The organism is Rhizobium sp. TH135 (assembly GCF_002855515.1).
GTDB lineage: Bacteria > Pseudomonadota > Alphaproteobacteria > Rhizobiales > Rhizobiaceae > Allorhizobium.
The window spans coordinates 577,389-600,235 of sequence record NZ_PKRP01000001.1 but is presented as its reverse complement, the minus strand read 5'-3'; the positions used below and the strand labels follow the sequence as shown (position 1 = coordinate 600,235).

Annotated in this window: 22 protein-coding genes; 14 read left to right on the top strand and 8 right to left on the bottom strand. The window is 62.0% G+C overall.

Features of this window, described 5'->3' with window-relative positions:
* Positions 1-65: 65 nt before the first annotated feature.
* Positions 66-1,019: a substrate-binding domain-containing protein gene (locus C0V73_RS02900; RefSeq protein ID WP_102018467.1), complete on the top strand. Its 954-nt coding sequence runs from the start codon at positions 66-68 to the stop codon at positions 1,017-1,019.
* 141 nt (positions 1,020-1,160) lie between these two features.
* On the top strand, positions 1,161-2,213 hold the full coding sequence (locus C0V73_RS02895) for a sugar phosphate isomerase/epimerase (protein ID WP_102018466.1): 1,053 nt from the start codon (positions 1,161-1,163) through the stop codon (positions 2,211-2,213).
* A 3-nt stretch (positions 2,214-2,216) separates the two neighbouring features.
* On the opposite strand, the gene C0V73_RS02890 is transcribed toward C0V73_RS02895, so the two are convergent.
* Entirely contained in the window at positions 2,217-2,852 is a 636-nt protein-coding gene (locus C0V73_RS02890; protein WP_102018465.1) for a CatB-related O-acetyltransferase, read from the bottom strand.
* 183 nt (positions 2,853-3,035) lie between these two features.
* Here C0V73_RS02890 and C0V73_RS02885 point away from each other — a divergent pair, with 183 nt between their 5' ends.
* Together C0V73_RS02885 and C0V73_RS02880 are read left to right on the top strand one after the other, a co-directional pair.
* The gene (locus tag C0V73_RS02885; protein ID WP_102018917.1) at positions 3,036-4,208 is read left to right on the top strand and encodes a Gfo/Idh/MocA family oxidoreductase; all 1,173 of its coding nucleotides are present in this window, start codon (positions 3,036-3,038) and stop codon (positions 4,206-4,208) included.
* 405 nt (positions 4,209-4,613) lie between these two features.
* Entirely contained in the window at positions 4,614-5,987 is a 1,374-nt protein-coding gene (locus C0V73_RS02880) for a GH1 family beta-glucosidase (RefSeq protein ID WP_102018464.1), read from the top strand.
* A gap of 32 nt (positions 5,988-6,019) precedes the next feature.
* Here the strand turns inward: C0V73_RS02880 and C0V73_RS02875 are convergent, their stop codons facing one another.
* Positions 6,020-6,415: a helix-turn-helix domain-containing protein gene (locus tag C0V73_RS02875; RefSeq protein WP_102018463.1), complete on the bottom strand. Its 396-nt coding sequence runs from the start codon at positions 6,413-6,415 to the stop codon at positions 6,020-6,022.
* A gap of 163 nt (positions 6,416-6,578) precedes the next feature.
* Here C0V73_RS02875 and C0V73_RS02870 point away from each other — a divergent pair, with 163 nt between their 5' ends.
* A complete protein-coding gene (locus C0V73_RS02870; RefSeq protein ID WP_102018462.1) occupies positions 6,579-7,217 on the top strand; it encodes an NAD(P)H-dependent oxidoreductase in 639 nt (212 codons plus the stop codon).
* A 184-nt stretch (positions 7,218-7,401) separates the two neighbouring features.
* Complete coding sequence (locus C0V73_RS02865; protein ID WP_172449983.1) at positions 7,402-9,636, top strand: bifunctional diguanylate cyclase/phosphodiesterase; 2,235 nt, start codon at positions 7,402-7,404, stop codon at positions 9,634-9,636.
* A 52-nt stretch (positions 9,637-9,688) separates the two neighbouring features.
* On the opposite strand, the gene C0V73_RS02860 is transcribed toward C0V73_RS02865, so the two are convergent.
* Positions 9,689-10,633: a rhodanese-related sulfurtransferase gene (locus tag C0V73_RS02860; RefSeq protein WP_102018461.1), complete on the bottom strand. Its 945-nt coding sequence runs from the start codon at positions 10,631-10,633 to the stop codon at positions 9,689-9,691.
* Between the two features lie 172 nt (positions 10,634-10,805).
* On the opposite strand from C0V73_RS02860, the gene C0V73_RS02855 reads away from it, so the two are divergent.
* Genes C0V73_RS02855 through C0V73_RS02840 form a run of 4 tightly spaced genes read left to right on the top strand, consistent with a single transcriptional unit; the run spans position 10,806 to position 15,470 of the window.
* Positions 10,806-12,323, top strand: a complete 1,518-nt coding sequence (locus tag C0V73_RS02855; protein ID WP_102018460.1) for an ABC transporter substrate-binding protein — start codon at positions 10,806-10,808, stop codon at positions 12,321-12,323.
* Positions 12,320-13,255: an ABC transporter permease gene (locus C0V73_RS02850; protein ID WP_102018459.1), complete on the top strand. Its 936-nt coding sequence runs from the start codon at positions 12,320-12,322 to the stop codon at positions 13,253-13,255. The genes C0V73_RS02855 and C0V73_RS02850 overlap by 4 nt, the downstream gene beginning before the upstream one ends.
* Positions 13,252-14,070, top strand: coding sequence for an ABC transporter permease subunit (locus tag C0V73_RS02845; RefSeq protein ID WP_172449980.1), 819 nt, complete (start codon positions 13,252-13,254; stop codon positions 14,068-14,070). Before C0V73_RS02850 ends, C0V73_RS02845 begins: the two co-directional genes overlap by 4 nt.
* The gene (locus C0V73_RS02840) at positions 14,067-15,470 is read left to right on the top strand and encodes an ATP-binding cassette domain-containing protein (RefSeq protein ID WP_102018458.1); all 1,404 of its coding nucleotides are present in this window, start codon (positions 14,067-14,069) and stop codon (positions 15,468-15,470) included. Before C0V73_RS02845 ends, C0V73_RS02840 begins: the two co-directional genes overlap by 4 nt.
* Here C0V73_RS02840 and C0V73_RS02835 read toward each other — a convergent pair.
* Positions 15,467-16,375: a CHAD domain-containing protein gene (locus C0V73_RS02835; protein WP_102018457.1), complete on the bottom strand. Its 909-nt coding sequence runs from the start codon at positions 16,373-16,375 to the stop codon at positions 15,467-15,469. The genes C0V73_RS02840 and C0V73_RS02835 overlap by 4 nt on opposite strands.
* Positions 16,359-16,847, bottom strand: coding sequence for a CYTH domain-containing protein (locus tag C0V73_RS02830; protein WP_102018456.1), 489 nt, complete (start codon positions 16,845-16,847; stop codon positions 16,359-16,361). The genes C0V73_RS02835 and C0V73_RS02830 overlap by 17 nt, the downstream gene beginning before the upstream one ends.
* A gap of 154 nt (positions 16,848-17,001) precedes the next feature.
* On the opposite strand from C0V73_RS02830, the gene C0V73_RS02825 reads away from it, so the two are divergent.
* From C0V73_RS02825 to C0V73_RS23215, 4 genes are all read left to right on the top strand, one after another.
* Complete coding sequence (locus C0V73_RS02825) at positions 17,002-17,640, top strand: 2-dehydro-3-deoxy-phosphogluconate aldolase (RefSeq protein ID WP_102018455.1); 639 nt, start codon at positions 17,002-17,004, stop codon at positions 17,638-17,640.
* A gap of 87 nt (positions 17,641-17,727) precedes the next feature.
* Entirely contained in the window at positions 17,728-18,426 is a 699-nt protein-coding gene (locus C0V73_RS02820) for a tellurite resistance TerB family protein (protein WP_102018454.1), read from the top strand.
* Between the two features lie 108 nt (positions 18,427-18,534).
* Positions 18,535-19,224, top strand: coding sequence for a GNAT family protein (locus tag C0V73_RS02815; RefSeq protein ID WP_102018453.1), 690 nt, complete (start codon positions 18,535-18,537; stop codon positions 19,222-19,224).
* Between the two features lie 14 nt (positions 19,225-19,238).
* Entirely contained in the window at positions 19,239-19,640 is a 402-nt protein-coding gene (locus tag C0V73_RS23215) for a hypothetical protein (protein WP_245407855.1), read from the top strand.
* Between the two features lie 5 nt (positions 19,641-19,645).
* On the opposite strand, the gene C0V73_RS02805 is transcribed toward C0V73_RS23215, so the two are convergent.
* From C0V73_RS02805 to C0V73_RS02795, 3 genes are all read right to left on the bottom strand, one after another.
* On the bottom strand, positions 19,646-20,764 hold the full coding sequence (locus C0V73_RS02805) for a nickel/cobalt transporter (RefSeq protein WP_102018452.1): 1,119 nt from the start codon (positions 20,762-20,764) through the stop codon (positions 19,646-19,648).
* Entirely contained in the window at positions 20,758-21,363 is a 606-nt protein-coding gene (locus tag C0V73_RS02800) for a DUF1007 family protein (RefSeq protein ID WP_245407854.1), read from the bottom strand. The genes C0V73_RS02805 and C0V73_RS02800 overlap by 7 nt, the downstream gene beginning before the upstream one ends.
* A 128-nt stretch (positions 21,364-21,491) precedes the next feature.
* A complete protein-coding gene (locus tag C0V73_RS02795; RefSeq protein ID WP_102018450.1) occupies positions 21,492-22,385 on the bottom strand; it encodes a LysR family transcriptional regulator in 894 nt (297 codons plus the stop codon).
* Positions 22,386-22,847 lie beyond the last annotated feature (462 nt).

Genomic DNA, 22,847 nt, shown 5'->3' with positions numbered 1-22,847 from the left:
ACGACCGGGCAGGAGGGTCGCCCGGTTCGTTCACACTCGACCCTCGTCACTTTGGGAGGAAACCAATGCACAAGAAACTTATGGGTATGGCTGTCGCCATGACCGCGCTGGTGTCGATCTTCGGCGCAGCGCAGGCCCAGGACGCCAAGACGATCGGCGTTTCGATCCCGGCTGCGACGCATGGCTGGACATCGGGCGTCATCTATCACGCCGAGCGTATTGCCAAGCAGCTCATGGAGCGTCATCCGGGCCTCAACGTGGTCGTCAAGACCTCCGCTGATCCGTCCAGCCAGGCGAATGCCGTGCAGGATCTTGCCACGCAAGGCATCGATGCACTCGTGATCCTGCCGACGGATCCGGATCCGCTTGTCAACGCCATCCGCCAGATCAAGGACAGCGGCAAGTTCGTCGCTCTCGTCGACCGCGCACCGTCGGTCAACGACAACACCGTCCGTGACCTCTATGTGGCCGGTAACAACCCGGCTCTCGGTGAAGTCGCTGGCAAGTACATCGCCGCGACGACCCCGGACGCTGAAGTTGTCGTCATCCGCGGCATGCCGATCCCGATCGATCAGCAGCGCCAGGATGGTTTCGACAAGGGCATCGCCGGCTCGAACGTGAAGATCCTTGATCGCCAGTTCGGCAACTGGAACCGCGACGACGCCTTCAAGGTCATGCAGGACTACCTGACCAAGTATCCGAAGATCGATGTGGTCTGGTGCCAGGACGACGACATGGCTGTCGGCGTGCTGCAGGCGATCGAACAGGCGGGCCGTACCGATATCCAGTACATCATCGGTGGTGCCGGTTCGAAGGACATGATCAAGAAGGTCATGGACGGCGACAAGATGGTTCCGGTCAACGTTCTCTATCCGCCGTCGATGGTTGGCACGGCGATGGAGATGACGGCTGCTGCCCTCTACGACAGCGTTCCGGTGCATGGCACCTACACGCTCGACGCGACGCTGATCACACCTGACAACGCGAAGAACTACTACTTCCCGGATTCGCCGTTCTGATCCGCAGGACTTCAACGCCATGGTCTGCCCGGGTTTTTCCCGGGCAGATTTCCGCTGTGAACATCATTGCGGTTGTGTCGAAATTCCATCTCCTGTAATCGTTCACGGAAACGTTGCAGGAATACTCAGGGAGGAGAATTCATGAAGACGATCAAGGGACCGGCGATCTTTCTCGGCCAGTTTGCGGGTGATGCCGCACCGTTCAATACCTGGGATGGGATTACGAAGTGGGCAGCCGAAAAGGGCTATGTCGGCGTGCAGGTCCCGACCTGGGCCGGCCAGCTGATGGACCTAAAAAAGGCGGCTGAATCCAAAGATTATTGCGACGAACTCGCCGGTGTGGCGCGCCAGAACGGCGTTGAGATCACCGAGCTTTCCACGCACCTTCAGGGCCAGCTGGTTGCGGTTCATCCGGCCTATGACGAGGCTTTCGACGGCTTTGCGGCGCCGGAAGTGCGCGGCAATCCGAAGGCCCGCCAGGAATGGGCCGTGCAGCAGGTCAAGTACGCGCTGAAAGCTTCTCGCAATCTCGGCATCAAGGCGCATGCGACCTTCTCGGGCGCGCTGGCCTGGCCCTATATCTATCCCTGGCCGCAGCGCCCGGCCGGTCTGGTCGAGACCGCCTTTGACGAACTTGCGCGCCGCTGGCTGCCGATCCTCGATTATGCCGAGGAGCAGGGTGTTGACGTCTGCTACGAGATCCATCCGGGCGAAGACCTGCATGACGGCGTGACCTTCGAGATGTTCCTCGAGCGCGTGAAGAACCATTCCCGCGCCAACATGCTCTACGACCCGTCGCATTATGTGCTGCAGTGCCTCGACTATCTCGACAACATCGACATCTACAAAGACCGGATCAAGATGTTCCACGTCAAGGACGCGGAATTCAATCCGACCGGCCGGCAGGGCGTCTATGGCGGCTATCAGGGTTGGGTCAATCGCGCCGGGCGCTTCCGCTCGCTGGGCGATGGACAGGTCGATTTCGGCGCGATTTTTTCTAAGATGGCAGCGAACGATTTCGACGGCTGGGCCGTTGTCGAATGGGAGTGCGCGCTGAAGCACCCGGAAGATGGCGCCCGCGAAGGAGCCGATTTCGTCCGGGCGCATATCATTCGGGTGACGGAGAAGGCGTTTGACGACTTCGCGTCCGGCGGCACGGATGATGCCGCGAACCGCCGGATGCTGGGGCTCTGATCGTCAGACCTGCTTGAGGGCGGCGATGTCGCCGCTCTCAAGGTGGGGCAGGGCCCGTTCTAACCTGTCGAGCGGCCAGTCCCACCAGGCAAGCGCCAGCAGGTCGGCAATCTCCTCGTCCGTGAAACGCTTTCGGATGACGGTTGCCGGGTTGCCGCCGACAATGGTGTAGGCCGGCACATCATGGGTCACCACGGCGCGGGCGGCGATGATGGCGCCGGAGCCGATCGTGACCCCCGGCATGATCGTTGCGCCATGACCGATCCAGACGTCGTGGCCGATGATGGTATCCAGGAAAGGCAGGTCCTGATAGCCGTCGATGGTATCAGGGCTGAAGACGCGGAAGGGATAGGTCGTCACTCCCGACATGGCATGATTGGCCGAACTGGTGATGAAGATCGCCTCGCGGGCAATCTGCACGAAACGGCCGATCACCAGCCGTTCCTGGCTGAAGGGGTAGAGATAGGGCGCGAGTGCTGCTGCCGTTTCTTCTGCCGTGCCGGAATGGGTGAAGTAGCTGAACTCGCCGATCTCCATGCGGGGATGATCGATGACGGCAGCAAGCTGAACGGTCTCGCGATGGGGCGTGCCATCGGCGAGCGTGATTGGATAGGGTTGTCTCGGATCGAGAAAAGGCATGGTTGAGATCCTTGCAAAAGCTTCCATTCAGCGTCGCGGTGATCGCTGACGCGGGCTTGTTCGCTTTGCCTCAGAAGAGGCGGATCTCAGATGTTCACTGTCAGGGCATCCTTCTTCTCGGATGCCAGTCTAACGGATCTGGAGCGTGAACTCCAGACGAAGCTCATAGAAGGAGGACGCATCATGGCGATCGAAGCAAGCAAATCGGGCGAACGGACACCGAAGATCCGGCTGGGCATGGTCGGCGGCGGCGCTGGCGCGTTTATCGGCGCGGTGCATCGCATGGCAGCGCGTCTCGACGACCAGTACGACCTCGTTGCCGGCGCATTGTCGTCGACGCCGGAAAAGTCCGTGGCGTCAGGCCGTGAGCTCGGGCTCGACCCCGAGCGCTGCTACGGCTCTTACGAAGAGATGGCGGAGAAGGAAGCGGCGCGCCCCGATGGCATCGAGGCTGTGTCGATCGTCACGCCGAACCATGTGCACTTCCCGGCGGCCAAGGCTTTCCTGGAGCGCGGCATCCATGTCATCTGCGACAAGCCGCTGACCTCAAACCTTGAAGATGCCAAGGCGCTGAAGGCCGTTGCCGACAAGGCGAAGGCGCTGTTCATCCTGACCCACAACTACACCGGCTATCCGATGGTGCGGCATGCGCGCGAGCTTGTGTACTCCGGCGAACTCGGCGATCTGCGTCTCGTACAGATGGAGTATCCGCAGGATTGGCTGGCCGAGCCGATCGAGCAGACCGGCCAGAAGCAGGCCGCCTGGCGCACGGATCCGAAGCAGTCGGGTGCGGGTGGTTCGACCGGCGATATCGGCACGCATGCCTATAATCTTGGCTCGTTCATCTCGGGTCTGGAACTCGATGAGCTGGCCGCCGATGTGCACACCTTCGTTGAAGGGCGCCGCCTCGATGATAATGCCCATGTGATGCTGCGCTTCAAAGGCGGCGCCAAGGGGCTGCTCTGGTGCAGCCAGGTGGCTACCGGCAACGAGAACGGTCTGAAGGTTCGCATCTACGGCACCAAGGCCGGGATCGAGTGGACGCAGGCCGATCCGAACTATCTGTGGTTCACCCGCCTTGGCGAGCCGAAGCAGCTGATCACGCGCGGCGGGGCAGGGGCGAATGCGGCCGCTGGCCGTGTCACCCGCATTCCGTCCGGCCATCCGGAGGGCTATCTCGAAGCTTTCGCGACGATCTATACGGAAGCGGCTCACGCCATCAATGCGGCGAAGGCCGGGACTGCGGTCGATGCGGCGGTGGTCTATCCGACGGTGGATGATGGTGTGAAGGGTGTGGCGTTTGTCGAGGCCTGCATCGAGTCGGGCAAGAAGAATGGTGGCTGGGTGAAGGTGTAAGGTTCACCTTCCCTCTTTTTAGCGCGGGGTGGTGGAGGCGTTGGCGGGTTTCTCCCTCTTCTCCCCAGCGGGGAGAAGGTGGCGCAAAGCGCCGGATGAGGGGGAGCGAAGCACAAGGCCATCAGGCAAAGGCAAATGCTTCGCCGAACCGCCCCCTCACCCCGCCTCCGCTTCGCTCGGCGACCCTCTCCCCGAGGGGAGAGGAGGTGACGCAGGCGCTCTATGTTGAAGCTATCCACACCGAAGCTGCGCTCCGACCTGGCCCCTCAAAGTTAGGATGGATTTCCTGCAACGTTGCAGTTTTTTGGTCCGGCCGTCTTCACCGCGTCGCGCCTTTGCTCTAAATCGCTTGTCACTGACATCGGGCGCCCCCTGTTCGCCCTGATATGACGAAGGACATGTTTGATGATCGATCCCAAGGCGCTCGCCTCGCGTTTTCCCGGTGACTTCCTGTTTGGTGTGGCCACCGCATCCTTCCAGATCGAAGGAGCGTCGAAGGCGGATGGGCGCAAGCCCTCGATCTGGGATGCCTTCTCCAATATGCCGGGCCGGGTCTTCGGGCGGCATAATGGCGATATGGCCTGCGACCACTACAACAGGTGGGAAAGCGATCTCGACCTTATCAAGGACATGGGGGTGACCGGCTATCGCTTCTCGATCGCCTGGCCGCGCGTGCTGCCCGAGGGGACTGGACCGATCAACGAGAAGGGCCTCGATTTCTACGACAACCTCGTGGACGGATTGAAGGCCCGCGGCATCAAGGCCTACGCGACGCTTTACCATTGGGATCTGCCTCTGGCGCTGATGGGCGAGGGTGGATGGACGGCGCGGTCCACGGCGCAGGCCTTCCAGCGCTACACCAAGGTGGTGATGGAGCGGCTCGGCGATCGGCTCGATGCGGTTGCGACCTTCAACGAGCCGTGGTGTTCGGTCTGGCTCAGCCATCTCTACGGTGTGCATGCGCCGGGCGAGCGCAGCATGGATGCAGCCCTGCATGCCCTGCATTACACCAATCTGGCGCATGGCCTTTCCGTGCAAGCGATCCGCGATGTGTCGCCGAAGGTGCCGGTCGGGCTGGTTTTGAATGCGCACGAGACGTTGCCGGGCTCGGACAGTGCTACCGATCTCGCTGCCGCCGAGCGCGCGCATCAGTTCCACAATGGCGTCTTCTTCGATCCGGTCTTCAAGGGCGAGTATCCCGCCGAGTTCCTGTCGGCGCTGGGGCATCGCATGCCCAAGATCGAAGACGGTGATCTTGCCATCATCAACCAGCCTCTCGACTGGTGGGGTCTCAACTACTATACGCCAATGCGCGTCGCTGACGATCCGACGCCCGGTGCCGAATTCCCGGCGACCGTCAACGCGGCGCCTGTATCGGACGTGAAGACGGATATCGGCTGGGAGGTCTATGCACCTGCTTTGAAGTCGCTCGTCGAGCGGCTCTATGCCCGCTATGACCTGCCGGTCTGCTACATCACCGAGAACGGCGCCTGCTACAACATGGAGGTCGAGGGTGGCGAGGTCGAAGACCAGCCGCGGCTCGATTATTACGCCGAACATCTCGACAAGGTCGCCGACCTGATTGCCGAGGGCTATCCGATGCAGGGCTACTTCGCCTGGTCGCTGATGGACAATTTCGAATGGGCGGAAGGCTACAAGATGCGCTTCGGCCTCGTGCATGTCGATTACGACACGCAGGTCCGGACCATCAAGAAGAGCGGGAAGTGGTATCGCGATCTGGCACTCGAATTTCCGAAGGGGAATTTCACGGCGGATTGAGGTGGCGGGGCTTCATGCCCCGTTTGCCACCTTCAGCCCAGCTTGATCAGCTTGTTGCCGGCATCGATCTCGGTGCGCCGGTCGAATTCGGCGCGGGCCGTCTGGATGCGGTCGTGATGGGTGAAGACCCAGCCACCCAGCGCCCGGATCGGCTCGCCGAAGGAACGACCGAGATCGGTTAGCGCATACTCCACCTTGGGCGGCACGGTCGGATGCACCGTGCGCTCGACGATGCCGTCCCGCTCCAGTGAACGCAGTGTCAATGTCAGCATACGCTGCGAGATTCCGACCACCGATCGCTTGAGATCCGAGAAGCGCTGGGGGCCGTCTCCGAGCATCATGATGACCAAAACCGTCCATTTATCGCCCAAACGGGCCAGCATTTCGCTGACGGTCTGGCACTTGCTCGGATCATAATTGTCGCACATGGCGGGTCCAATCGTTCCATCGGTGTAACCTGGTATCAAAAATGTGCCTTCTTGCACAAAATTCCCGGTTACATATCTAGGCCTGGTTACGAATTGATACCAGACCTCGTTCGCGATGCCAACTCTTAACGGCGCGCTACCGGGTCCAACCAGGATCGACACCATGTCCGCACTGATCGAAAAGCTGAACTGGCGCTACGCCACCAAGAAAATGGACCCGGCCAAGACCGTCTCCGAAGACAAGGTCGAGCGCATTCTCGAAGCGGCCCGCCTCGCGCCTACCTCCAGCGGGCTGCAGCCCTTCGAAGTGATCGTGGTGACGAACAAGGACGTTCGCGCCAAGATCCAGGAAATCGCCTGGAACCAGGCGCAGGTCACCGAAGGCTCGCATCTGCTCGTCTTCGCCGCCTGGGACAACTACACGGTCGAGCGCATCAATCATATGTTCGACCTCACCAATGAAGAGCGCGGCTTCACGAACGAAGGCTTCGAAAATTATCGCCAGATGCTGCTCGGCATGTATCCGGGCCGCGACGCGGACGTGAACTTCGAGCACGCCGCCCGCCAGGCCTATATCGGCTTCGGCATGGCTGTTGCGGCTGCCGCATTCGAAGGTGTCGATGCGACCCCGATGGAAGGTTTCGACGCTGCCAAGCTCGACGAGATCCTGGGCTTGCGCGAAAAGGGCCTGCGCTCGGTCACCATCCTGCCGATCGGCTATCGTGCGGCCGAGGGCGACTGGCTTGCCGGCCTGAAGAAGGTGCGCCGTCCGAAGGACGAATTCGTATCCGTCGTCGCCTGATCAACACATGAGCTGCCGGTGCCTCCAGGCCGGCCTGCCAAGGGCTCCGGGCAACCGGAGCCCTTCTTCGTCGTCCGAATATTCGTTTAACCGGATCATTCGTTATTCTGCATGCTGTTCAGTATGTTAAGTCAAATTGAACACATTCTGCCGCAAGGTGGCGCCTCAGCCTTGGGTAATGTGTATGCGGCTTCAGCATTTGGACAGACGGCTCCGGCCTCTTGCGACCCGCCGCGTGGCGGTTGCGGTGTTGCTCGTGGTGTTCGCGACCATGGCAATGATGGTCGCCTCGATTGTGATGACGGCGCTCGACCGTGTCGCCAGCTATGCCAATCATCTCGACGAAGAACGCTCCCGCGAGACGCTGGTCGGTGCGGTCCAGACTTTTGAGCATCAGCTCGGCGCGACACTCCTCGACTACACCGCCTGGGATGATGCGGCCGCCAATGCTTACGACCATCCCGACATGGCGTGGATGATCAGCAATTTCGGCGACATGACCTTCGACAGCGATCTGTTCGACGTGGCGATCGTGCTCGATGCCAAGGGGCGTCCGCAGATGGCTTATTCCGACGGTCAGCCGCTCGAAGGGCGCGTGACAGGATATCTGACGCCGGCACTGATGGGGCTGTTCGACACGGTCCAGAGTGGCAAGAGTGGCCTCGTCCCGCAGGCGCTCGGCTTCATCCGGACGCAAAAGGGGATCGGTTCGGCAGGGGTGGCGCTGATCCGCCCGAAATCCGGGGAGATTAGCCAGCCGCGCGAAAACTACGTTTATCTCGCCTTCATCCGGCATCTGTCTTCATCGACGGTCGAGCGGCTGTCGGAGGCCTATGTGTTGCCGGGTCTCGTTCTCGTGCCGCCATCGACGAACAAAACCTCCGTCACCATTTCCGCGCCCTCAGGAGAGGCGATCGCGTCGCTTGCCTGGACACCGCGCGCGCCGGGCGACCAGAGCCGCGAACAGGTGAAGCCGCTGATCAAGGCTGCCCTCGTGATCGTCACGATCTATGCTCTCCTGCTCGTGGTTATCGGCAATGCCGAGATGCGCCGCGTCCGGAGAGATGAGGCGAATGCGGTCAAGCTCGCGCAGACCGATCGTCTGAGCGGCCTTCTCAATCGTGCGGGATTGAACCAGCTGCTCGAGGATACGGTTCGCCATGGGCGTGATGTGGGCGAGGACGTGGTCCTGCTCTATCTCGATCTCGATGGCTTCAAGGAGATCAATGACGCCTATGGCCATGCCACCGGTGACCGGCTTATCCGGGCCGTGGCCGCTGGTCTTGCGGTTCTGGTGGGCGAGGGGGCTGGTCTTGCCCGTATCGGCGGAGACGAATTTGGCATCGTGCTGACGGGCCAGGATGCACAGGCGCGCGCCTATACGCTTGCCACCTCGATCATCGCCTTTTTCGACGAGCCCGTGCTTCTTGGCGAACGCACCGTTGTCGTCGGCTGCAGCATCGGCATCTGCGTTTCCGAGGGCGGCCAGGTGGACGGCAGCGAACTGACGCGTCGGGCCGACATGGCCATGTATTCGTCCAAGGACGGTGGTCGGGGGCGGTGGACACTCTACGATCCGCGCATGGACGAGGAGCGTGAAACCCGCAACCAGATGGAAATCGATCTCCGGAGCGCGATCGCCCGTGGCGAGATCACCGTCGTCTATCAGCCGGTCGTTGATGCGAAGACCTTCTCGCTTGTCAGCGTCGAGGCGCTGGCGCGCTGGACCCGCAAGGGTCATGGACCTGTTTCGCCCGATGTCTTCATTCCGATCGCCGAAGCGAGCGGGCTGATCGACCAGCTTGGGCTTTGCGTTCTGAGCCAGGCACTGCGTCAGCTTTCGCACTGGCCCGACCTGAAGCTGTCGGTGAATGTTTCCCCCGGACAGTTCCGCGACCCCGCCTTCGTCGATCGCGTTGCAGATCTCTTCGAGGAGGCGAACATCGAGCCGGGCCGGGTCGTTTTGGAAATGACCGAGACCTATTTCATCCAGAGCCCGGACCGAGCTCGCCTCGCGCTGGAACGGCTGAAGGCGCTTGGGCTGCGCATTGCGCTCGATGATTTCGGTGCCGGTTTCTCCAGCGTCGGTTATCTCAGGCAGTTCGGCTTCGACCGCATGAAGATCGATCGCTCACTGGTCCAGTCGCTCGACCGGGGGCATCGCGCCGTCGAGATGCTGCAGGCGACGGTGGCGCTTGCGCGGTCGCTTGGTATCCCTGTTACCGCTGAGGGCGTTGAGACCGAACAGCAGGCCGTTATTCTGCGACTGGCCGGATGCGACCAGTTGCAGGGTTACCTCTTTGGCCGTCCGCAAACACCCCGCGAAATCGGCGAACTGATGCTGCGGCCAATGGAGCTGCGCGCCAAGGCAGCCGAACTTGCCTTTGCCGCCAGCCGCGATGGTGGTGTGCTGGTGTGAGGTCCTGAGGGAGGCCGGCAGTAATGCTCGGGGCTTCTCCTGTGGTCAGTGTTCAGCTGCCGATGTGCCTTTCGCCGCGCTTCTTTGCGAGCGCGATCTGCAGCTGGCGCTGGCGATAACGGTCGCGGTCGGCTTCGGTGCGGCTCTCGTAGCAATGGCTGCAGGAGACACCTTCCTCGTAGTGGGGATGTGTCAGTTCTTCGGCGGTGATCGGGTTGCGGCAGGCGTGGCAGAGCTTGTGATCGCCTTCTTTCAGGCCATGGGTGACAGACACGCGCTCGTCGAAGACGAAGCATGCGCCATCCCAGAGGCTCTGCTCTTCCGGCACTTCCTCCAGATATTTCAGGATGCCGCCCTTGAGGTGGTAGACCTCCTCAAAACCCTGCTGCTTCATGAAAGCCGTCGCCTTCTCGCAGCGGATGCCGCCTGTGCAATACATCGCGATCTTCGGCTTGTTGTGCAGGCCGGGATTGTTCTTCACCCAGTCGGGAAACTCGCGAAACGTCTTGGTGTTCGGATCGACGGCGCCGCGGAAGATGCCGATGGCGGTTTCGTAGTCGTTGCGGGTGTCGATGACGATGGTCTCGGGATCTGAGATCAGATCGTTCCAGTCCTTCGGGTCGACATAGGTGCCGACGATCTCGTTGGGGTCGATATCCTCGACGCCCATCGTCACGATTTCCTTCTTCAGCCTGACCTTCATGCGCAGGAAGGGCATCTTCGAAGCCCGGCTTTCCTTGTGCTCCAGCGCACTGAATTCCGGCTGGCTGCGCAGGAATGCCAGAACCTTGGCAATCGCGGTATCGGTGCCGGCGATCGTGCCGTTGATGCCCTCATGGGCAATGAGCAGCGTGCCCTTGACGCCTTCAGCCTTGCAGAGTGCCTCGAGCGGTTCCTGAAAGCTCTCGAAACGCGGAAACTTGGCAAAGTTATAGAGGGCGGCGACGCAAAAGGCGCCGCTTGTCTCGGGGCGGGGGGCTGTCGAATGTTCTGTCATGGCCTGCGAAATACCGCCTCGGACCCTGCCGTGCAACGGATTTCCGCTTTCCGGGTCAAGTTTGAAAATCGTCAAGTGAGGTGAGGGTTGTGGGCGAGTGCGTTGCAGCACTGGACAGCGCGGATCGGTTTGGCTAGACGGATGTAACTTTATAACATTAAAGGTGATGCTAATGTTCAAGAATATCATCGCTGTCGCGCTCATGACGCTGCTGGCCGGTTCGGCGCCCACCATGGCGACGGACGGTGTCGTCGATATCGTCGCGCCCTTCGAGATCACCGGTCTCGATCCCGCTAAATCCGGAGACATTTTCCTGCGCATGGGGATCGTCGAAACGCTTGTCGAAGCTGATATGGACGGCAATCCGGTGCCGGCGCTCGCGAAGAGCTGGACGGTGAGCGAAGACGGCCTGACCTGGCGCTTTGAACTGCAGACAGGCGTGAAATTCCAGGACGGCACGGGGCTGACGGCCGAGGCGGTTGCCTCTGCGCTTAACATCGCAAGGGCGAAGGCCGGGCTTCTCAGCAAGGCACCAATCACCGAGATCAAGGCTGACGCGGAAGGGGCGGTTGTCGTCTCGCTGTCGAAGCCTTTTGTGCCGCTGCTGGCCTTCCTTGCCGAAAACCGCGCCCAGATCCTGGCGCCGGCTGCCTATGAAAGTGCGGACGTCAAGGCGATCATCGGTACGGGGCCGTTCAAGCTCACCAAGCTCGAGGCGCCGCAGAGCCTCGCCGTTGAACGTTTCGCCGATTATAGGGGCGAGAAGCCGCAGATCGAGAAGGCGACCTATCTCTCCGTCAGCCGCGCCGAGACCCGCGCGCTGATGGCCGAGAGCGGCGACGCCGACTATGTCTTCAATCTTGATCCCGCGAGCCGCACGCGTCTCGCCAAGAGCGACAAGGTCGTGCTGCAGTCGGTGTCGATCCCGCGCAGCGTGCTCTTGAAGGTCAATGCCGGCCATGCCTTCCTCGCCGACGTCAAGGCACGCGAGGCCTTGAGCCTGGCCATCGACCGCGAAGGGCTTGCCGTTGCGATCCTGCGTTATCCGGCAGCGGCCACGCAACTCTTCCCGCCGAGCCTGAAGATCTGGCATGATGCTGCTCTCGCACCGCTTGGCTATGATCCTGAGAAGGCAAAGGCGCTGCTTGCCGAACTCGGCTGGACGCCGGGTGCCGACGGCATCCTGGAGAAGGACGGCAAGCCCTTCGCGCTGACGCTGACAACCTATCCTGACCGCCCGGAACTGCCACTGATCGCCGCTGTCCTGCAGGACCAGCTCAAGGAAATCGGGGTGGCGCTGACGATCAACTCGACCAATTCCTCGGAGATCCCGGCCAAGCATCAGGACGGTTCGCTGGAGCTTGCACTGATGGCGCGCAACTTCGCGCTGGTTCCCGATCCGATCGGCACCATGCTTTCCGATTACGGCCCTGGTGGTGGTGACTGGGGTGCGATGAACTGGACGAATGCCGGCTTCGAAAAGGCACTGGATGATCTCACGCGCGTCACGGATTCCGCTGAGGGCGAGACGCTTCGCCATCAGGCCGTGGCGGCGATCCAGGCCGATCTGCCCGTTATCCCGATCGCCTGGTACCAGCAGACGGTGGCTTTCTCGCCGAAGCTGGAGGGCGCCACGATCGATCCCTTCGAGCGTTCCTTCGGGCTTGAAACCATGCGGTGGGCGAAATGAGCAAGGCCATCCTGAACCGCCTCATTCAGGCGGCTCTGGTCGCGTTCATGGTGGGGCTCATCTGCTTCGTGATGACGAGGTCGCTTCCGGGCGACCTCGCCTACCGGATCGCTGCCGGCCGCTATGGCTTTGACGTCGTCGACAGTGCGGCAGCTGCCAAGGTTGCCGCCGAACTCGACCTCGGCAAGCCAGCCATCGTCGCCCTCTTCGACTGGATGACCGACCTCCTTCGCTTCGATCTCGGAACGTCGCTGGTCACCGGCAAGCCGGTCATCGAGGAAATCGGCATGCAGCTCGGTCATACGATCGAGCTGGCACTGGCCGCGATCGTGCTGTCGCTGTTCATCGGTCCGCCGCTCGGCATTCTCGCGGGGCTCAGGCCCGGTGGCGTGCTCGACCGGACGCTGATGCTGGTGTCGACGGGTTTGCGGGCGTTGCCGCAATTCGTGGTGGGCCTCATCCTGATCATTGTCTTCGGGATCACGCTCAATGTGCTGCCGGCGGCGGGGCACACCCATGGGGCGCATCTCGTGTTGCCTGCGCTGACGCTGGCGCTCGGACTGGCCGCAGTGTCGAACCGGGTGACACGCGATGCCATGGTCGCCGTATCGCGCTCGCCCTACTACGCCTTCGGGCGAACCAAGGGCCTCTCCGAATGGCAGGTCTTTACGCGGCACGGATTTCGCAATGTCGCGGTCCCTATCGTCACCTATCTCGGCGTGCAGTTCGTCTATCTCGTTGAAGGCGTCGTGGTCGTCGAGACGCTGTTTGCCTGGCCGGGCATCGGCCATGCGCTGGTGCATGCGATCTTCGGGCGGGACGTGCCGATGATCCAGGGGACCGCGCTCGTCATGGGACTGATGTTCGTCGCGCTCAACGCGCTGGTCGATCTCTTCTGCCATGGCGTGGATCCGAGGAGGCGCAGCGCATGACGACGTTTGATTATGTAGCGCCGCGCCCCGCGCGCTGGCCGCTGCGCCGGCTTGTGGGTGTGGCAATCCTCGGCGGTTTGCTCGCCTTTGCCTTCCTGCCGCTCATTTTCGGTGGAGCCGATCCGCTCAAGCAGACCCTGCGTCTGACGCTGCAGGGGCCGAGCGTCGCCGACTGGTTCGGCTATGACCATCTCGGGCGCTCGATGCAGGCGCGGCTGGCCGCAGCTCTTCGCCTCTCGCTCGGGCTGGCACTGCTCTCCGTCTTTACCGCAATGATCCCCGGCGTGCTGCTCGGGGTTCTCGCTGCCCGGCGCGGTGGGTTTGCCGACCGTGCCGTGGGTGCGGTATCCGAGGCCTTCCTCGCGCTGCCGGGGCTGCTGCTGGTGTTGATGCTGACGGCGATCGTGCCCGACAATCCGGCGATGCTTTATATCGGCATCTCGCTGGTGTTGTGGGTCGAGTATTTCCGCCTGACGCGGGCCATGGCACGGCCTCTGTTGCTGTCACCGGCGGTGGAAGCCTCGCGGCTGCTCGGTTTTGGCCCGGCCTATATCCTGCGCCGGCATCTCTGGCCGGAGCTTGCGCCGATGCTGCTGACGGTTGCCGCCTATGGTGCGGCGTCCGCGATCATGGCGATTGCGGCCCTCGGCTTCGTCAGCGTCGGGGTTCGGCCGCCGACACCGGAGCTCGGTTCGATGATGATCGAGCTTCTGCCCTATTACCAGGAAGCGCCGCATGCGCTGTTGCAGCCGATTGCCGTGATCTTCCTGATGGTGCTTGCGCTGCAGCTGATCGGCGGAAAGGACAAGCCATGACCATTCTTCTTTCCGTCGAAGCGGCCTCTGTTTCTGCCGTGACCGGCGAGATCGTTGCCCCGGTCTCGTTTTCCCTGAAAGCCGGACGGCCCTTTACCATCCTCGGCGAAACCGGCTCGGGAAAGAGCCTGCTCGCCCAGGCGATCATCGGCATTCTCCCGGAGGGGCTGACCGCGACTGGATCTGTGGCGATCGAAGGGCAGACGCTCTCGCTTGCCGAGCCGAAGCTGTTTCGACCGCTCTGGGGCCGCAAGGTCGGCGTGCTGCCGCAGGAGCCGTGGCTGGCGCTTGACCCGACCATGGTTGCGCTCGAGCAGGTGGCCGAGGGGCATCGCTATCTCGGTCGTCTCGGGGAAGACGAGTCCATCTCCGCCGCCCGCACCGATCTCGAAGCGCTGGGCGTGCTCGATGCTGAAGCCAAGTTGCCGGGACAGCTCTCGGGTGGCATGGCGCAACGCGTTGCCTTTGCCGCCGCGCGTGCCGGCGGTGCCCGCATCATTATTGCCGACGAGCCGACCAAGGGTCTCGATGTCAGCAGACGCGACGAGGTGATCGCGCTTCTGATGCAGGAGGTGGCGGCCGGCGGTACGGTGCTTGTCATCACCCATGATCTGGCGCTCGCGCGGCAGATGGGCGGCGACCTCGCTGTCATGCTGGAGGGCAAAATCATCGAGACGGGCGAGGCAGCGGATGTGCTTAGGGCTCCCTCGCATGACTATACCCGTCGCCTGATCGCGGCCGAGCCGGAAAACTGGCCTTCGAGGACCTCAGCTGCACCTGAGGATATTGATCCGATCCTGATCGCCTCGGGCCTCGCCAAGACGCGGGGTGGCAAGATGCTCTTTTCCGGGCAGGACCTGTCGCTTCGTCCCGGCGAGATCGTCGGGATCACCGGCCCGAGCGGATCGGGCAAAAGTTCGCTCGGTGACGTTCTGCTGGGATTGTTGAAGGCCGACGCCGGGCAGGTGACCCGCCTGCCGCAGGCCAAGGCCGTTCGCTATCAGAAGCTCTACCAGGATCCACCCTCGGCCTTCCCGCAGAAGATCACGCTGGGCGAGGCGATTGCCGATCTCGTTCGCCTGCATCGGCTTGACGCATCCCGCGTTCAGCCGCTGATGGAGCGTCTCAGGCTTTCGCCGGTGCTCTTGACGCGCCTGCCGACGGAAGTTTCCGGTGGCGAGTTGCAGCGGTTCGCACTCTTGCGGGTGCTGTTGCTCGATCCGGTCTTCCTGTTCGCCGATGAGCCGACCTCGCGTCTCGACCTGATCACCCAGCAGGAGACTATCGATCTGCTGACCGAACTGGCAAGGGAGCGAAACTGCGCGGTGCTTCTCGTCAGCCATGATGCTGTAATGATCGAGAAAACCTGCGACCGGCAGGTGCAGATCGGCGGCCTCTAGGTCGCCGCGCGCATCCACAATGCCTCGATGATGCCGGCCTCGCTCTTCGCGGGGTCGGCGAAAACTTGGTCGGCCAGATCAAGTGCCTCCCGGCGCAGGTCCTGCTGGCGGCGGATGATGATGGCGAGGAGGAAGGACAGACCCTCGCCATCCCCGAACGTCTCGGGTTCATGATCGATCAGCGTGGTGAGCACGGTCAGATCGTGCTCGTGGCCGAGAAGGTCGACGAGTTGTTTGGTGTCCTGGCGTTTGGCATCGAAGGCGCTTGGCCAAAGGTCGCGCAGGAGGGAAAGGTTCATCCAGTAGGCCTGGGCTGCCTTGCGCAGGTCGTGAAAGGCCTCGCCGTGGCTTTCGCCCTTGCAGATTTCGAGTGACTTGCGGGCTTCGTCGAGGCCCTTGCGCCAGCCTTTGGCCATGAGGCGGGCGGCGTGACCCGTCTTGGACGGGAGAGACAGGCCCTCAAGAGCCTCGATCCCCGACCGGCATTCGGCGACCGCGTTGGCCACCTTCGCCTCGAGATCGCTTTCCGTCTCAGCGATTTCGTCCCGGCGGAGAGCCAGCACTGCGCGGGCGGACGACAGCGTTTCGGCCTCATCCTCGGTCAGCGTATGATTGCTCAGGTGCTGGACGGTTTCGATCAGGGCCGTGGCGTCGCGCATGCGTGACAGGCTGCGGGCCGCATCGCGCAACCTTGCGTTCTCCGCCTTCTGGAACGGCTTGTCGCCGCTCGCGACCAGCCGATAGAGATTGCGCAGGCGTTTGAATTTCTTGCGGGCGGCGTGGATGGCTTCGTGCAGACCGTCCGGTCTCGCCTCCAGCGTTTCGATCGCCTTGTCCAGCTCCTGGCGGGCAACAAGCCGGACCTCGGCAAGAAGAGGCCGGTCCGGCCTAATGCGATATGGCATGCACCAGCTCCGGCCGCATGCGCTCGGTGGCAAGGGCCTGGTTGGAATAGCGCTTGTCGCCTGTCACTTCACGGCCGAGCCATGCCGGGAGGGCTGGGGCGTCGTCTTCCGAGCCCATCTCGACCTCTGCGGTGATGAGCCCGCGATAGACACCTTCGAAGACATCGATCTCCCAGGTGAAGCCTTCGAAGTCGACCGTGTAGCGGGTCTTCTCGATGACGTTGCCAATCGAAAAGGCCAGCATTTCCAGCGCATCGTCATGGGCTATCGGATATTCGAATTCGTCGCGGATGAGATGGCCTTTGCCGAACTTGATGGTCAGCTGGGCGGTCTGGTCGTTGCGTGTGCGGACGCGGACGGAGCGATCCGTTTCGGCTGCAATATAGGCCTGCCGGATTTTCGTCTCGGAAGTGACGGCACTTTTCCAGCCATCGGTCCGGACGAGAAACTTGCGCTCGATTTCCTTCGCCATACACTCACGCTCCGAAATATTACGCCATGTGACCATAGCGGAGGCGGAGGTGTTAGGAAACCCGAAAGATTCCGTGCTACCTGTCGGTCTCGACATCGCGGTCGGCGCGGGTTAGTGAATTGCCGATCTAATCGTTTTAAAAGAGGGTCCTGCCATGGGCGACAAAACCGAAAAGCTCCTCTCCACCCTGAAGCTGCAGCCGGTCGTGCCGGTCCTGATCATCGAAGATGCCAAGACCGCCGTGCCCCTGGCGCGCGCACTTGTCGCAGGCGGTTTGAAGGCAATCGAGATCACGCTGCGCACCGAGGCAGCCCTGGAAGCGGTGCGCCTCGTTGCTCAGGAAGTCGAAGGTGCCGTGGTCGGCGCCGGCACCATCCTCAATGCCGCTCATTATGCCGCAGCTGTCGATGCCGGCTCGCAGTTCATCGTCAGCCCCGGCACGACGCAGGAACTGCTCGACGTCGCGCGTCAGTCCGACATTCCGCTTCTGCCCGGTGCGGCGACCGCATCCGAAGTCATGGCGCTGCGCGAAGAAGGCTACAAGGTTTTGAAGTTCTTCCCCGCCGAACAGGCCGGTGGCGCCGCTTACCTCAAGGCCCTGTCTTCGCCGCTTGCCGGCACGCTGTTCTGCCCGACCGGCGGCATCTCTTTGAAGAACGCCATGGATTACCTGTCGCTACCGAACGTCGTCTGCGTCGGCGGCTCCTGGGTCGCGCCGAAGGAACTGGTGTCTGCCGGCGACTGGGCTGGTATCACCAAGCTTGCCAGCGAAGCTGCAGCCCTCAAGGGGTGACATTTAAGCCAGCTTCATCGCCATCCTCTTTGTAATGTCGAAGTCGCTTCCTATCTAGGGAGCGACAGAGACAACAAGGAGACCGTGATGTTCGACGCCAAGAAGCTGCTGGATCAATTTCTGGGATCGCAGATGCCGGGAGCATCAGGGTCGCTCGGCCAGAAGGGGAACGATCTCCTGGGCATGGCGAAGGCCAATCCCTGGAAGAGCGGGGCTCTTGCGGCTGTGCTGCTCGGCACGAAGACCGGACGCTCGCTCGGCGGCAATGCCCTGAAGCTCGGCGGTCTCGCCGTCATCGCCGGTCTCGGCTACCAGGCCTACAAGAATTACCAGGCTGGTCAGAAGCCCGAACCGACCCAGTCATTGCCTGAACTCCTGCCGCCGCCGAAGGATTCGCCCTTCAGCACCGAGCCCCAGGCTGTCTCCGATGATTTTGCCCTGTCGCTGGTGCGCGCGATGATCGCCGCCGCCAAGGCCGACGGCCATATCGATGCGAGCGAACGGGCGCGGATCATGGACAAGGTTCATCTGTCTGGCCTCGGCGCCGAGGCGGAAGCCTTCATCGAGGCCGAGCTTGCCAAGCCGATCGATCTGGACACGCTGGTTGCCTCGGCCAAGACCGAAGAGCAGCGCGTCGAGATCTACACTGCCTCGCGCCTGACGATCGAGCCGGATACCCGCACGGAGCGTGGCTATCTCGACATGCTTGCCGGCCGCCTTGGGCTTCCGGATGCGCTGGTCGACCATATCGAGGCGACCGTCGCCTCTGCCAAGATCAGCCTTTGACGCCACGCGTCTGCGGCATCCGGTCCACCCGGGTGTCCGCGACGGCGGTTGCCTTTGCCGCCTGCGTGACTTAAGCCTCGGGCAATTGTTTGACCCCGAGACTTTGCCATGCGTGACCTATCCAGCTTCAAGGGATGTCCGGCTCCCCAGCCCGTCAGGCTGGAGGGTCGTTTTGTCGTGGTCGAGCCTTATGGGCGTGCTGTTCATCTCGAGGCCCTCTGGGATGGGCTGGGCGGCATGGCGATCAACCCGCTTCTGACTTATTTCGCGCAGCCGGACTTCAAGGGCATCGAGGATTTCGATGCCTGGCTGAGCGCCGTCCAGAAGGGCGGATGGGTCACGGAAGTGTTTCGGGACAAGGCGACCGGCAAGGTCGTTGGCATGGCCAACTATATGCGGCCGGATCCGGCAAATGGCGTGGTCGAGGTCGGTGGCGTGGCGCATGGTCCCGCAATGAGCCGTTCGCCGCTTGCGACGGAAGCGCACTATCTGCTCGCCCGGCATGTCTTCGATGATCTCGGCTATCGCCGCTACGAGTGGAAGTGCCACAACGAGAATGAGCCCAGCAAGGTGACGGCCAAGCGCTATGGCTTTAGCTTCGAAGGCATCTTCCGCCAGCATATGCTGTCCAAGGGCAAAAATCGTGACACGGCCTGGTTCTCGATGATCGACGGCGAATGGCCACTCATCCGGGCTGCCTTCGAGGCCTGGCTCGATCCTCAAAATTTCGACGATGCCGGACGCCAGATGCGTCGGCTGGAAGAGCTGCGGGCCGAAATCGCAGCCTCCGCGACCTGATAGGAAATGACACCGTGAAGCCGAACATCTTCAGCATCATTCTCAATGTCGGCACGGCTGTGGTTGTCGCCGCACTCGCCTATGCGAGCTACAAGAGCGCGACCGTTGCCTGGTCGGTCGGCCTTTGCGTGGCGATCGGTCTCGTCGTCTATGCCTTCCGTTTCCTGCCGGAGCCGAGGAAGGCTATGCGGAAAGACGGTGCTGAACTGTCCCCGCGTTCGCAGACGAAACAGGCCGCTGTCGTTGTCGCCGTAATCTTCGGACTGATGCTTGTGGTGCCGACGGTCGTACTCTGGCTCGGCCGTTATTCGCCGGAACTCGGCGCATTGGTTGGTGCCGTCGCCTTGATGGCGATCTTCCTCATCCTCTGGCTGCGCTCGCGTCATCAGCGCAGCCATGAGGCTGACGAGGGCTGATCGCCTCAGGCGGTCAGACTTGCGGCAAGAAGCAGGCTCCCGAGCAGTATCACCAGCAGAGCAGCGCCCACTTCGATTGCGCTTGCGACAATGCCGGCTCTACGGGAGCCGGGGCCGGAGAGCCTGAGAGCGACGCTCTTGGCGCCGACGGCGAGGCTTGCCAGCACTGAGACGGTGATGGCCGTGCCAAGCGCCATGGCGAGCACGGACAGGATGCCGCCGAGCAGCAGGCCGTTCAGCAGCGAAAAGGTCATGACCAGCAGCGCACCGGAGCAGGGGCGCATTCCGACCGCAATCACCGCCGACCAAGCATCCCGCAGGCTGAATGTGCTGCCGCTGACCAGGCCCGGATCCGGCACATGGGCGATCCCGCATTCATGGCAGACGGAGCCGGGGGCCAGCGCGTCATGATCATGGGCGACTGCCATGGCGCGGAAGCGGGAGGCACCCGTTTCGCGGGGCGTCGCTGTTGTCGCCGGTTCGGCAAAGAGCGAGGCGGTGACGCTGCTGGTGGTGGGTGTTTCCGGGGTGCCGAACAGCGCGCCGGTGCCCGCGGTCTGCACCGAGGTGGCGAAGGATGCTCTCAGCTTGCGGATCAGGAGCCAGATGCCAAAGGCCACGATCATCGCGTAGCTTGCGATTTCGAGCGTCCGCGTTGCGTCGGTCATGCTGATCGATGTGCCGCGCAGAGCCAAGTAGGTGACGCCGACGACCGTGATCGCGACGACCGCCTGCAGGAAGGCCGAGACGAAGGAGACGAGGATGCCGCGGCGAAGCTCGATCTCGTTGGCAAGCAGGTAAGACGAGATGACAGCCTTGCCATGGCCGGGGCCTGCGGCATGGAAAACACCGTATGCAAAGGAGAGGCCGACGAGAGTCACAAGGCTCCAGGGATCCTCGCGCATGGCCTTGAGGGCATTCGTCAAGGATCGGTAGAAGGCCTGTTGATGCGTATTGATCCAGACAAGCAGCTCGGCGAAGGGGCCACCTGTCGGCCGGTAGCTCGGTTCGGCCGTGCCGATGCCGAGCGGGGAGGCGGCGTGCGCGAAGCCGGCGAGCAGGAGGCACAGAAGGACGGCGAGGACGAAGCGTGCGAGGGACGGATGCCCGGCAATCTTCAGCATGTCACCTCCAGCCGCGTGGCGAAGAGCTTGCCCATGTCGGTGCCGGCCGGATCGTTGAAGAAGGCTTCGGTCAGATTGGACTGGTTCTGGGCGATCACCTGGTCGGGATCGGGGCGGACGACCTTGTGGGTGCAGGCCTCGAAAGGCTTGCCCTCGACCACCATGTCCTCGTCCTTGGCAAAGTCGATCGCCGTGTAGAGGGTGGGATCATAGACGCCGAAGGTCATGCGGCCGCCGATCTTCAGTGGTGTCTTGGGCTTGGCGACGAAAAAGACGAGAAGCTGGTTGTCCTTGAAGTCGACATTGAAGATCTCGGGCTTTGCGATCTCGCTCGATGCCCCGTCCTTCGAGATGAAGGTGAAATAGCTGTAGTCGCCGAGAGAATCGCGGATCGTGTTGCCGATCTCGTTCAACTCACTGTGGTCCAGCTTCAGGTCGCTGTTCTTGTCGAAATCCATGAGGACGCTGGAGGAGAAGATATCGTCGAAGCGCCAGACATTGCGCAGTTCCTTCAGCATGCCGTCATCCGTCGCGACGATCTCCACGCGGGCCTCGGCAAAGATGTGCGGATGGGAGAGGGCCGGCGATGCAAACGCCATGACCGCTCCGGCCGCGCAGTAACCGAGCCTCTTCCGCATGCTTTGAATACCCTTCCCGAATTCCAGCTGTTGGTCTCTCCCTGTCCGATGATTGGGACAAAAGTGGGACCCTGTGCCGGCTCTATGGCTCAGGAATAGCGCTTGAACCATGCGTGAAGGTAGTCAACGAAGGCGCGGACCTTGGCCGGCAGATAGCGGCGATGGGGATAGACGGCGCAGATGCCGCGATCCTTGGCGATGAAATCGTCGAAGAGCGAGACGAGTTCGCCGGAGGCCAGATAGGGGCGGGCGATGAAGTCGGGGATCATCGCGATGCCCATGCCGGCGCGGGCAGCCCTGAGGGTTGCGAGAGGGCTATTCACCTCGATCGGGCCTGTGACGCTGACCGAGATCATGTCGCCATCGGTATCGAGAAAGCGCAGGCTGTTGTGGGACCGGGAGTTGGTGTCGATGAGGAACGGGATGCGAGAGAGTTCGCTCGGATGCGTCAGCGGTCCATTTTCGGCGATGAAGGCTGGCGTGGCGCAGGCGTAGACCCGGAAGTCGGAGAGCTTGCGGGCAATCATGCCGGAATCGTCGAGCTTCGTGATTCGGATGCCCAGGTCGAAACCCTCTTCGATCAGGTCGACGAATCGATCTTCCGCGACGATCTCGAGCGAGATCTGCGGGTTCTCCTTGGCGAAATCGATGAGCGACTGGCCGACATCGGCATCGATGAAGGTGCGGGGGACCGTCACTTTAAGCTTGCCCTTGAGGTCGGCATTGTTCTCGCGCACGAGATCCGCGAGGTTGTCGATCTCCTTCAGGATGTCGGCAGCCGTCCGGAAATAGGTGTGGCCGGCCTCGGTCAGCGAGAATTGCCGTGTGGTGCGGTTGAGCAGCAAAGCGCCGAGCTCATCCTCCAACTCTCTGACATATTTGGACAAAAGCGCCTTGGAGCGGCCTGTCTTGCGGGCGGCTGCGGAAAAGCCCTCGGCTTCGACCACATCGATGAAGGCACGAATACGAGTGAGCGTGTCCATCCCAATCCCCCAAAATTTACCGCTATTTGTGAACGTATGGAGGAAATTGTTCAAAGAAAAGTGTCCAAGTCGGCAAAATTAACCAGGGGCGAAAAAACCTCTTGATTATGATCGACACATTTCTTATCTCGTGTTCAGCCCAAAGTCGCACGTGCCCGTGTGTGTCCGCCGACCCTCGAATGGGGATTAATCCCTAAGGTGAGGTCATCGGTAAGGTACCTGGAACTAACCCCTCCAGTCGCTATTCCGGCCAACCGGAAAATGCGAGGACATACGAAGCAACGACGGTGCGGGCCTTTCTAGTCTCTTCCGGCTTTCCATCAGCTGGAGTTACTTCAGAGGCACACCATCATTGCCGGAAGTGCGGTAGGGTCTCCCTCCAATCCATGGCAGACAAAGCGGATTATTGTACTCGTTTCCAGAGTGCGTTGATCCATCGTTTCGCGCGTCGAGCGTTCGTAC

Bases quoted from the DNA above. Each gene is read 5' to 3' on its own strand.
- C0V73_RS02900 (WP_102018467.1), top strand. From the start codon at position 66: ATGCACAAGAAACTTATGGGTATGGCTGTCGCCATGACCGCGCTGGTG.
- C0V73_RS02840 (WP_102018458.1), top strand. From the start codon at position 14,067: ATGACCATTCTTCTTTCCGTCGAAGCGGCCTCTGTTTCTGCCGTGACC.
- C0V73_RS02895 (WP_102018466.1), top strand. From the start codon at position 1,161: ATGAAGACGATCAAGGGACCGGCGATCTTTCTCGGCCAGTTTGCGGGT.
- C0V73_RS02795 (WP_102018450.1), bottom strand. From the start codon at position 22,385: ATGGACACGCTCACTCGTATTCGTGCCTTCATCGATGTGGTCGAAGCC.
- C0V73_RS02890 (WP_102018465.1), bottom strand. From the start codon at position 2,852: ATGCCTTTTCTCGATCCGAGACAACCCTATCCAATCACGCTCGCCGAT.
- C0V73_RS02835 (WP_102018457.1), bottom strand. From the start codon at position 16,375: ATGCCATATCGCATTAGGCCGGACCGGCCTCTTCTTGCCGAGGTCCGG.
- C0V73_RS02855 (WP_102018460.1), top strand. From the start codon at position 10,806: ATGTTCAAGAATATCATCGCTGTCGCGCTCATGACGCTGCTGGCCGGT.
- C0V73_RS02850 (WP_102018459.1), top strand. From the start codon at position 12,320: ATGAGCAAGGCCATCCTGAACCGCCTCATTCAGGCGGCTCTGGTCGCG.
- C0V73_RS02885 (WP_102018917.1), top strand. From the start codon at position 3,036: ATGGCGATCGAAGCAAGCAAATCGGGCGAACGGACACCGAAGATCCGG.
- C0V73_RS02870 (WP_102018462.1), top strand. From the start codon at position 6,579: ATGTCCGCACTGATCGAAAAGCTGAACTGGCGCTACGCCACCAAGAAA.
- C0V73_RS02880 (WP_102018464.1), top strand. From the start codon at position 4,614: ATGATCGATCCCAAGGCGCTCGCCTCGCGTTTTCCCGGTGACTTCCTG.
- C0V73_RS02865 (WP_172449983.1), top strand. From the start codon at position 7,402: ATGCGGCTTCAGCATTTGGACAGACGGCTCCGGCCTCTTGCGACCCGC.
- C0V73_RS02800 (WP_245407854.1), bottom strand. From the start codon at position 21,363: ATGGCGTTTGCATCGCCGGCCCTCTCCCATCCGCACATCTTTGCCGAG.
- C0V73_RS02815 (WP_102018453.1), top strand. From the start codon at position 18,535: ATGCGTGACCTATCCAGCTTCAAGGGATGTCCGGCTCCCCAGCCCGTC.
- C0V73_RS02825 (WP_102018455.1), top strand. From the start codon at position 17,002: ATGGGCGACAAAACCGAAAAGCTCCTCTCCACCCTGAAGCTGCAGCCG.
- C0V73_RS02805 (WP_102018452.1), bottom strand. From the start codon at position 20,764: ATGCTGAAGATTGCCGGGCATCCGTCCCTCGCACGCTTCGTCCTCGCC.
- C0V73_RS02860 (WP_102018461.1), bottom strand. From the start codon at position 10,633: ATGACAGAACATTCGACAGCCCCCCGCCCCGAGACAAGCGGCGCCTTT.
- C0V73_RS02845 (WP_172449980.1), top strand. From the start codon at position 13,252: ATGACGACGTTTGATTATGTAGCGCCGCGCCCCGCGCGCTGGCCGCTG.
- C0V73_RS02830 (WP_102018456.1), bottom strand. From the start codon at position 16,847: ATGGCGAAGGAAATCGAGCGCAAGTTTCTCGTCCGGACCGATGGCTGG.
- C0V73_RS02875 (WP_102018463.1), bottom strand. From the start codon at position 6,415: ATGTGCGACAATTATGATCCGAGCAAGTGCCAGACCGTCAGCGAAATG.
- C0V73_RS02820 (WP_102018454.1), top strand. From the start codon at position 17,728: ATGTTCGACGCCAAGAAGCTGCTGGATCAATTTCTGGGATCGCAGATG.